Source organism: Amycolatopsis sp. NPDC041971 (genome assembly GCF_055588925.1).
On sequence record NZ_JBVJCE010000002.1, the window covers coordinates 187,247 to 195,476 of the forward strand.

Sequence of the window (8,230 nt, forward strand, 5' to 3'; positions counted from 1 at the left end):
GCGCTTGGTCAGCGGCGTGCGTTGGCCGTGTTCACCGCGTTCACGAGCCGGGCGGTTCCGTCGCCGTCGACCCGCAACCGGGCGCCGTCCAGCGCGAGCAGCACCCCCGCCGTCACGGCGGCCGAGATCGACGCGGCATCCAGTGCGGACGTCCCCGGGAACACCGGCCGGACCGGTACGGACGTGTGGCCGTTCGGCGCTGGTGCGGCGCCGAGGACGGGTGATGTGTCCACGTGCAGGGTGTTGGTGAGGCCGGTCAGGTAGTCCCGGATCTGGGGTTCGCCGTCTTCCAGCCCGCTCAGCAGACCGCGCATGATCAAACGGCCGTTCGCGGTAAGGAGGACCCGGTCCCGTGCGGGTGGTCCCTTCCACGAGGTGATCCAGTTGGTGAGTTCGCCGAGCCGGTCTTTCACCCAGCCGAACCCGGAGGTGAGGCCGTCGACCAGACCGCGGATCACGTTCCGTCCGGCCTCCCACAGCAGGGATCCGACGTTGCCGAGCGCGCCGAGGATGCGGCCGGGAATGCTGGCGACGAGATCGAGCACGCCACCGATGCTGTGCTGAACGATTCCGGTCATCATTCGCCAGGCGCCAGAGACGATGTTCTGCACGCCGGTCCACGCCTGATCCCAGTTGCCCGAGATCAGGCCCGTCACCACGGAGATGACGCCGGAGATCACTTTCAGCGCACCGGAGATGATCTCCACGATCGCGGAGAACTTGCCCTTCACCAGGCCGAATAGCTCCAGGATGATCGGCATCAGAAGCTGGCTGATCTGCTCGATCAGCGGGGTCAGCGCGACGGCGAGCTGGGTGAACAGACCGGCGGCCTGCACGATCACCGGCAGCAGCGACGTCACCAAATCGAGCAGCGGCGGCAGCAGCCCGGACACGAGTTGCAGCAGCGGCGGCAGGATCGGCAGCAGCGCGGTCACGATCCCGAGGAACGCTTCCGCCAGCGGCGGGATCACCGGCAGCAGCGCCGCGAGAATCTGTCCGGCGATCTCGCCGAGCAGCCCGCCGACCTCCGACAGCACCGGCGTGGCCGCAGCCAGCGCGGTCGATACGACACCGGCGAGTTGCTGGATTGCTTGCACCACAACGGGAAGCACCGGCATGACCGCGTTCAGCGCGGCCAGCAGCACGGAGGTGAACACTCCGCCCAGCGCGGACAGCACCGGCAGGACGGCCGAGAGGGCTTGCAGCAGCGCGCCACCGAGTTGCCCGATGATCGGCGACAGCGCGGTCAGCAGCTGCCCGAGCGCCGGGGCCGCGAGCCGTAGCGCCTGCACCAGGAGCCCGCCGAACTGCGTGATCAGCGGGGCGAGCGTCCGCGCGAGTTCCACCAGGGCGGGAGTCAGCTCGGTGACCGCCGCGCCGAGCGCTCCGCCGAGCTGCCCCACCAGCTCCGCGACGGCCGGGGCCAGCGCGCCGACGATCGGGGCCAGCGCGGCAGCCGCCGGAACCAGGACCGCCGCCAACGCCTGGGCCGCCGTGCCCAGCACGGGAGCCAAGGCGGCGAGGACCTGGCCCAGCGGCGCGATCGCGGGGGCCAGTGCGGCGAACGCCGCCCCGATCATCGGCCCCAGCTGCGCAATCGCCGGGGCGATCGACGTGACGATGGCCTGACCGAGCGCGACGAGAACCGGCATCAAACCCGTGGTGACCGCGTGCAAGCCGTCGAAGATCTGGCCCAAGGCCCGCGCGCCCTCGGCGGAGCGCACGAACTCGGCCATCTGCCCGGTGACGTCGACCAGGACCGTCAGCAGCCCTCCGCCGCCAGTACTGGCGGCGGAGAACACCGCGAACACGACCTGCCCCAAGTTCTTCAGAACCGTGACCAGGTCACCCACAGCCGACAAACCGGCCGAGAGCCAGTCGCGGAGCTGCCCGGACTCGCGTGCCGCCGCGATGAAGTCGGCGAACTTCTGCGCACCGTCGGCGAGGCCGGAGCCGAAGCCGGGCAGGAACTCCGCGCCCACGGCGGCGATATCGCGCAGCCCTTGCAGGAACGGCTGCACCGCCCGTGAGAGCTCGTGCATGGTCGCCGACGTGTTGCCCAGGATCGAGCCGACGTCGGAGATCGTGCGGCCTTCGCGGGCGAACGCGGCGAAGCCCAGCGCGCCGGCGTTCAGGCCCTCGGAGATCCCGCCCAACCCGTTCCGCAGCAACGGCAGATACGTGCCCGACAGGGCGGTGATTTCCGAGGCCAGGCCGGTGAACAGCCGTTGCTGGACCTCTTGCCGCAGCCCGAGGAATTCCGGGCGCAGCGCGCGGACCGCGTTCGCGGCCGCCGCCATCGCGGGCGGAAAGTCCTTGATTGCCTCGGCGTACTTCTTCGGATCCTCCTGCTTGAGCGCATCGGAGAAGCCGGACACACCGAGCTTCAGCGTCTGCAGGATCGCCACGGCCGCGAGACCGGCCGCCGGAACCGCCAGCAGCGACCCCGACGCCGTGGCCGCGACCGACCCGAGGCCACCCAACGCGGTCACGGCCTGCCCGGCACCCGCCGCCATCGCCCCGTACTTCAACGTGGCCAGGCCGACCGCGCCCGAGTGCAGCGCTATCGCACCGGTCGCCGACCGCATCCGCGAATCCACGTCCGACAGGCCGCGGATACTCGCGCCGACCGACTTGTCCAAGACGACCTTGAGCGTGATGTTCTGCTCGTCGAGGCGCCGTTTCAGCGCGGCGAACCGGGTTTCGGCCGGTTCGGCCTCCAGCTCGGCCAGTAGCCGGATCGCGGTCTGATCGCCTTCCCGGGCTGCGGCGCGCAGCTGCTCGCGCAGGAGCGCGGTTTTCACCTCGGCCGACAGGCTGACCTTGGGGGCCTGCCCTTCGGCCTCACGGACCTGATCGCGCAGGTGCCGCCCGAGGCCCTGGAGGGACGGCATGATCTTGAGATAGGCGTGAGCAACCGAGGTCACGGGCGTTCACCACCCGGACGAAGGTCAGAAGCTCGTCAGATCGACCGTTACGTTCCGTCGCCGTATGTACACTGGTCGCCGTGACTCGGGAGGTGGAGGCGAGGCTGGCGGTCGTCGCACAGGACGTGCGGAGAGGCACGCGGGGGCCGGGTGACCTGACAGACGTCTTCGCGGGTGCCGTGGTGTATGTGCAGCGGCCCGAGCAGCCTGGACTGTGGGTGACCGATCTGGGCGAGCGCGGCCGGTGGATGGTGGTGTTCTCCACGCTGGAGCGCCTGGCCCGCCACTCCGGGGAGTGTGACTACCTGTCCACCACCGGAGCTGATCTGCTGGAACTCGTCCCGCCGGGCATCGGTCTGATGGTGGATCCCGATGACGAGCATCGGTTCCCCATCCTGTCGCGCATGGCGCCCCCGGACGTCGTCGCGAGGACATGGGCGCAAGCAGGGAAACGGCCTCCGCGACTCGATATCACCGGATAGCGACGCCGAGGCTGGAAATGGAGGGGGCTCCACGATGGATGGTCCAGGTTTTCACGTCGAGATCGAGGTACTGGAAGGCGCCTCAACGAGCATGAGCCAGATCGTGCACGACCAGGAGAGTTTCGAGCTGCGCGGCCTGTGCGGCGAGCCGCCGCTGTACGGCCACGACGGTGTGCACGCCGCGCTGGCCGAATTCTGCGGTAGCTGGAGCGTCGGGATCGACGCACTGTCCGACCGCGCGAGCGACCTCGGCGCCCTGCTCGACAAGGCCGCCCAGGCATATCGCGCGGTCGAGCACGACAACGTCGGCGCCTTGAAGACCGATCCGGGCATCGACGCGATCACACCGGGCGCGGCACCCCGGATCGGTGGCCGCTGATGGCGGAACTGGGCCAGACAACCGACCCGAAAGCACTGATCCCCGGCGACCCGCCAGCGGTCTATGAGAACGCCCGAGTCCTCGGGGCACGGGCGCGCTCAGCGGGCGCGGTCGGCGATGCGTTGAAGCGGATCGATACCGGCGGATGGCGTGGCCCGGCTTCAGACCGATTCCACGAAGACCACCAGACGGAAGTCCCGCGCTGGCTGCAAGCAGACGACTCGCTCGATAACGCCGCACAAGCCCTGACCGCCTACGCCGACACCTTGGCGTGGGCACAGGGCCAGGCCGCCGAAGCGATCGCCCAATGGCAGCAAGGCGAGACCGCGACCCAGCAGGCCAAACAGGCACACGACCACGCGGTGGCCGACGCGCAGACACGCACACGGGCCAACGCCGAGCGCGGAGACCCCACCGTCGTCCAACCGCCGGCGTTCACCGACCCCGGCGAAGCCCTACGGCAGGCGGCTCGCGAGATTCTGAACCGGGCGCGCCAGCAACTGGCCGAGGCAGGCGACCGGTGCACGGCAGCCCTGCGGGTCGAGTCCGCCCTCGCACCCCAAGACTCGCGCAAGCAAGCGGACGCCAACTTCTACGGCGGTATCTGGGACTCGATCTCCGGCGCCGGTGAAGCACTCTGGGGCGCGATCTCCGACCCAGGCGGAACAGTGGCAGCGATGGCGCACAACGTCATGCACCCCGTCGAAACCTTCAAAGCCATCACCGCCTGGGACGACTGGGCCAACGGCCACGGCGACCGCGCCCTCGGCAAGATCACCGGCGGCCTGCTCCTCGGCCTCGGGTCAGGAAAACTCCTCAAAGACTTGGTCGGCAGGAAACACCACGACACAGACACGCCGCCCGAACATCGCCCCGGCACCCCTGCCAGCACACCCGAAGCCCGGGTTGAGAGGGTCCAGCAGGGCATCACGGACGACCGTGGCAACCTGCTCGGCGTGGAGGACAGCAAAGGGGTACGCCTCATCGATGAGGCGCAGCTCAACCAAGTCCGACAGCACTTCCACGACAACCTCGGTGCACCAACGAAGGTCTATGAAACACCGAAAGGAACGGTGGAATTCTGGGAGATCAGCACTGATCCTAAGCAGCAGGTCGTCTACCGGACATACAGCGGCTCAGGGGGCGCCACCATCGACATCAACGGCGTATCAGGCGTTGACATGAAACGATTCCACATAAAGTGAGCTACTGATGAATGCAGACGAGAAGTACCAGGAAGAACTCGACTACTTTACCGAGTACGCTCAAGGCGACTGGGTTCCCATTAACTACATCTTTGTTTCGGCAAGCAATCTTTTGGGCGCCGGGGCAAGCTTGCAACAGATCACCGAAGTTGCCGAACGAATGTTCAAAGACCTGTTCGCCCGGAACGTATGCGTTGGCGACCTCACGCAGCAGGACCCCGGTTTCGAGGCATGGAAGGGAACGGCCAGCGAGTGGATTCAGCGAATCCGCGAAGACGTCGAAAAACGCGGCGACATTCCCGACCCCGGTGAATTCGGATGGCTGCACATCCCGGAATAGTCGAGCACCGTCGGCGCGGCCAACCCGGTATCGCCGACGGCATTGGGGTCAGGTGCCGCGCATCCACTGGGCGATTTCGCGCAGCGGCTTCAGCTCCGCGCCATCGGGGCCGGGCGCGGTTGTCGGCTTAGTGCGCACGCCGCGCGCAGGCGGCCTCCAGGTGTCCAGCGGGCTGGAGAGCTGGTCATCGGTGACGTCCTGACCTAGCGCCACGGCCACGGTCGCCCACAACGCCGTGACCCGTCGTTCGATCGTGGCGAGCACGAGTTCAGCGCGGGTCATCGCGCCGTGCGGGTCGTGCACTCGCCAGACCGCCGCATCGTCGGGCAGGTGCGTAACCAGCGCACATACCCGCCGGTAGGACAGGAGCCCGCGGTAGAGGTCGAGAAGATCGACCCCGTACCGCAGCAGGTCTGTTTCGAGGGCTTCGGCGGTCGCCTCATCGGCTAGGAGTAGGGCGACCGTTAGGGGTTTCCCCGCCCCAGCTCCTTCATGACGACGGCCGAGAAGTCTTCGGCGTCTGCGGCTGTGGTGGCCAGTCCGCGCCACTTGGTGTACTGGTCGGGTCCGAGGATGAGTTTCAGCGCGGTCAGGTGCTTGCCGTCTTCCTCGGCTTCGAGGGCTTCGAGCGGGAACCGGTCCGGGCTGGGCAGGGTGAACCGTTTGCCGCGCCAGGTCACGGCCAGGTCTGTGCTGGGCGAGGCGGGCTTGCCGGTTGCTTCCGCGCGCTGTCGAGTCGCCATCAGGTGGTGTGTGCTCCTTCAGTGAGTGTGTTCGGAACTGTCGTTGCGGTGTGGGCGCTGACTAGCCGAGCTGGCTTAGCGTCACTTCACGTGCGGCTGGTCCTCGGTGATCACGTCGAGCGCTCCAGTGGTGACCGCAGGTGCCCCGAACAGCACAGCGGGATCGTCGGTGAGCCACACGGCGATGTAGGTCTTTCCCTTCGGCGGCGCCAGGGCGGAGAACTTCATGCCCCAGCGCGCTTCCTGGGCGCGGCCCCACTGAGCATCCTCGGTCTCGGACACCTCGGCGCGCGGCAGGTACAGGCGGTGGTGATAGCTCTCGGTGTCGGAGATGTTGTCGATCCAGTCGACGCAGAGCGCGCGGACGTCGCCTTTGGGGATGGAGCTGATTTCGGCCCGGTAGACCTTGGGGGTTCCGGTGCCGACGGCGGCGAACTTCATGCCACCGAAGTACGCGCTGAGCACTTCGCCCTTGGTTTCCTGGAACACCGAGGCCACGGTGAGTTCCTGGGACTTGTAGATGTAGCGGGCGGGGGTGAGTTGCTGCCAGTGCTCGGTGCCTTCTTTTTCGACTTTGCGGGCCAGGGTGGTGCCGTCCGGGGTGGACAGCCCGAGGCCGACCCACGGGGCGGCGAGAGGTGCGATGGGGTCGGCGGGTTCGGGGGTGTCCGCTGGTGCGAGTGACACCTCACCGGTACCGGGGACGCGGACGAGCGCGGAATTCATTGCCATGTATAGGGAACCTCAGATGGTGGGGGTGCGCGCGAAGACTGCGGCGGTGCAGGTGGCCAGCGGTGCGGCCGTGTGTGGATCGATTCCCGCGAGTGGCGCGGCGATTGGTTCGGATCGGATGATCAGGCCCGCTGGTGCGGGTGTGCAGAGCAGGCCGAGCGCGAGCGCGGCGAGGGCTTTTGAGGTGTGCGGGCTGTGGTGCCAGGCGGTCAGCCGGATGACGGCACGTTGCACGGCGGGCCAGGTCCAGGTGTGGCCGTCCTCGGCGACGAGCAGCCACGGCAGCGATGGCGGTCCGCCGTCCGGGCTCGTGCCGGTCTCGGTCGAGACCTGGACCCGGTCGGCGACCGCGAGGCCCTGGCCGGCGAGCGGACCGCGCAGGCGCCGCACGACCAGCCCGGCGACGTCGACCGGTACCGGTACAGGACCCGTCACGTGCCGTCGTCCTGTTCACTCTCGACCGACAGGCCCGCGGTTTCCGCCGCGCGTTTGAGCAGCCCGTAGCGTGCTTCCATCCCGAGTCCTGCGGGGTGGCGGATGGCGACCGACCAGCCCACACGGTCGGTGTCAGGGTCGGAGTAGACCTCGATCGGCAGTGGCTCGCCCGAGGTCACCACGTGCCCGGACGTGCGGGCGGTCTCGCCGACCTTCTCAGCAACGGCCCGGGTCTCTTGCTCGAACTCGGCGGAGTGCAGGAGTTCCGCGACGGCGGCGTAGTCGATCGTGATGCGTTCCAGGGCCATCTGTTCAGCCCTCCACGTGGGTCAGGGTGAGTTCGTAGTGGACGTAGCCGAACCGCGGTGACCACCGCGCCGGTTCTCCGGACACCTCGAACGTCCGCCCGTCCCATTCGATCCGTTCCCGCGTGGTGACCGGTGCGGCGGTGAACGCTCGCCAGCTGGTGACCACCGCCTGACGGCCGGGCGCGGCCAGTTCGGTCGAGCCGCCCGGCTGCATAAATCCGGCTACAGTCCGCCGGGGCGCGTCCGGGCCGTAGGTGAGTCGCGGAACCGGGTTCTCGTACTCGTCCGGCACTGGAACCGGGGTGACGACGATCAAGCGGTGAGGCAGTTGCACGACGTTTACCGCCCAGCTTGCTAGACGGTCCAGATGGTGAACGCCGCACGCGGTGCGGGCACCGGCGGGCGCAGCAGATCTAGTTCGTCGTCGGTGAAGTAGAGCCCGCCTCCGGCGTGCGCGGCGGTCCGGGAATGCCCGCCCACCGTCTCGGAGGCGTTGCCATCAGGTGGCGAGGCCAGCGCCCGGAGAACGGCCGTGCAGATGACACCGGGCGCGGTGTCCGGTGGCGGGGGGGGGGAGGGGGGGGGCGGCTGTCTGAACCGCGACAGCACGGTCGTTCAGAGAACAATTCGGGGTGCCTCCTTCTTTCCAAGGAGAGTGGATTCCGTGTAGGGTGGTACG

Annotated in this window: 12 protein-coding genes; 4 read left to right on the forward strand and 8 right to left on the reverse strand. The window is 68.2% G+C overall.

Going from position 1 to position 8,230, the window contains the following annotated elements:
- Positions 1–8: 8 nt before the first annotated feature.
- Positions 9–2,927, reverse strand: coding sequence for a hypothetical protein (locus tag ACZ6DT_RS05980; protein WP_465589355.1), 2,919 nt, complete (start codon positions 2,925–2,927; stop codon positions 9–11).
- Between the two features lie 80 nt (positions 2,928–3,007).
- Here ACZ6DT_RS05980 and ACZ6DT_RS05985 point away from each other — a divergent pair, with 80 nt between their 5' ends.
- From ACZ6DT_RS05985 to ACZ6DT_RS06000, 4 genes are read left to right on the forward strand one after another with little or no spacing between them, the layout of a single operon-like run.
- Positions 3,008–3,409: an SseB family protein gene (locus ACZ6DT_RS05985; protein ID WP_465589358.1), complete on the forward strand. Its 402-nt coding sequence runs from the start codon at positions 3,008–3,010 to the stop codon at positions 3,407–3,409.
- 34 nt (positions 3,410–3,443) lie between these two features.
- Positions 3,444–3,788 (forward strand): hypothetical protein, encoded by a 345-nt coding sequence (locus ACZ6DT_RS05990; RefSeq protein ID WP_465589361.1) that lies wholly within the window; start codon positions 3,444–3,446, stop codon positions 3,786–3,788.
- A complete protein-coding gene (locus ACZ6DT_RS05995; protein ID WP_465589364.1) occupies positions 3,788–4,993 on the forward strand; it encodes a putative T7SS-secreted protein in 1,206 nt (401 codons plus the stop codon). Before ACZ6DT_RS05990 ends, ACZ6DT_RS05995 begins: the two co-directional genes overlap by 1 nt.
- A gap of 7 nt (positions 4,994–5,000) precedes the next feature.
- Positions 5,001–5,333 carry a hypothetical protein gene (locus tag ACZ6DT_RS06000; RefSeq protein WP_465589367.1) on the forward strand — a complete coding sequence of 111 codons (333 nt, stop codon included), beginning with the start codon at positions 5,001–5,003 and terminating at the stop codon, positions 5,331–5,333.
- A 48-nt stretch (positions 5,334–5,381) separates the two neighbouring features.
- Here the strand turns inward: ACZ6DT_RS06000 and ACZ6DT_RS06005 are convergent, their stop codons facing one another.
- From ACZ6DT_RS06005 to ACZ6DT_RS06035, 7 genes are all read right to left on the reverse strand, one after another.
- Positions 5,382–5,615, reverse strand: coding sequence for a hypothetical protein (locus tag ACZ6DT_RS06005; protein WP_465589370.1), 234 nt, complete (start codon positions 5,613–5,615; stop codon positions 5,382–5,384).
- A 182-nt stretch (positions 5,616–5,797) separates the two neighbouring features.
- The gene (locus ACZ6DT_RS06010) at positions 5,798–6,076 is read right to left on the reverse strand and encodes a hypothetical protein (RefSeq protein ID WP_465589372.1); all 279 of its coding nucleotides are present in this window, start codon (positions 6,074–6,076) and stop codon (positions 5,798–5,800) included.
- Between the two features lie 81 nt (positions 6,077–6,157).
- Positions 6,158–6,808 (reverse strand): phage tail tube protein, encoded by a 651-nt coding sequence (locus tag ACZ6DT_RS06015; protein ID WP_465589373.1) that lies wholly within the window; start codon positions 6,806–6,808, stop codon positions 6,158–6,160.
- Positions 6,809–6,820: 12 nt separating this feature from the next.
- The gene (locus tag ACZ6DT_RS06020; protein WP_465589376.1) at positions 6,821–7,243 is read right to left on the reverse strand and encodes a hypothetical protein; all 423 of its coding nucleotides are present in this window, start codon (positions 7,241–7,243) and stop codon (positions 6,821–6,823) included.
- On the reverse strand, positions 7,240–7,551 hold the full coding sequence (locus ACZ6DT_RS06025; protein ID WP_465589379.1) for a hypothetical protein: 312 nt from the start codon (positions 7,549–7,551) through the stop codon (positions 7,240–7,242). The genes ACZ6DT_RS06020 and ACZ6DT_RS06025 overlap by 4 nt, the downstream gene beginning before the upstream one ends.
- Positions 7,552–7,555: 4 nt before the next feature.
- Positions 7,556–7,885: a head-tail adaptor protein gene (locus ACZ6DT_RS06030; protein WP_465589382.1), complete on the reverse strand. Its 330-nt coding sequence runs from the start codon at positions 7,883–7,885 to the stop codon at positions 7,556–7,558.
- 20 nt (positions 7,886–7,905) lie between these two features.
- Positions 7,906–8,031, reverse strand: a complete 126-nt coding sequence (locus ACZ6DT_RS06035) for a hypothetical protein (RefSeq protein ID WP_465589385.1) — start codon at positions 8,029–8,031, stop codon at positions 7,906–7,908.
- Positions 8,032–8,230 lie beyond the last annotated feature (199 nt).

What these genes read in the sequence shown, in the direction of transcription:
- ACZ6DT_RS05990 (WP_465589361.1), top strand. Translation starts at nt 3,444, where the DNA reads ATGGATGGTCCAGGTTTTCACGTCGAGATCGAGGTACTGGAAGGCGCC.
- ACZ6DT_RS05995 (WP_465589364.1), top strand. Translation starts at nt 3,788, where the DNA reads ATGGCGGAACTGGGCCAGACAACCGACCCGAAAGCACTGATCCCCGGC.
- ACZ6DT_RS06000 (WP_465589367.1), top strand. Translation starts at nt 5,001, where the DNA reads ATGAATGCAGACGAGAAGTACCAGGAAGAACTCGACTACTTTACCGAG.
- ACZ6DT_RS06005 (WP_465589370.1), bottom strand. Translation starts at nt 5,615, where the DNA reads ATGACCCGCGCTGAACTCGTGCTCGCCACGATCGAACGACGGGTCACG.
- ACZ6DT_RS06010 (WP_465589372.1), bottom strand. Translation starts at nt 6,076, where the DNA reads ATGGCGACTCGACAGCGCGCGGAAGCAACCGGCAAGCCCGCCTCGCCC.
- ACZ6DT_RS06015 (WP_465589373.1), bottom strand. Translation starts at nt 6,808, where the DNA reads ATGGCAATGAATTCCGCGCTCGTCCGCGTCCCCGGTACCGGTGAGGTG.
- ACZ6DT_RS06025 (WP_465589379.1), bottom strand. Translation starts at nt 7,551, where the DNA reads ATGGCCCTGGAACGCATCACGATCGACTACGCCGCCGTCGCGGAACTC.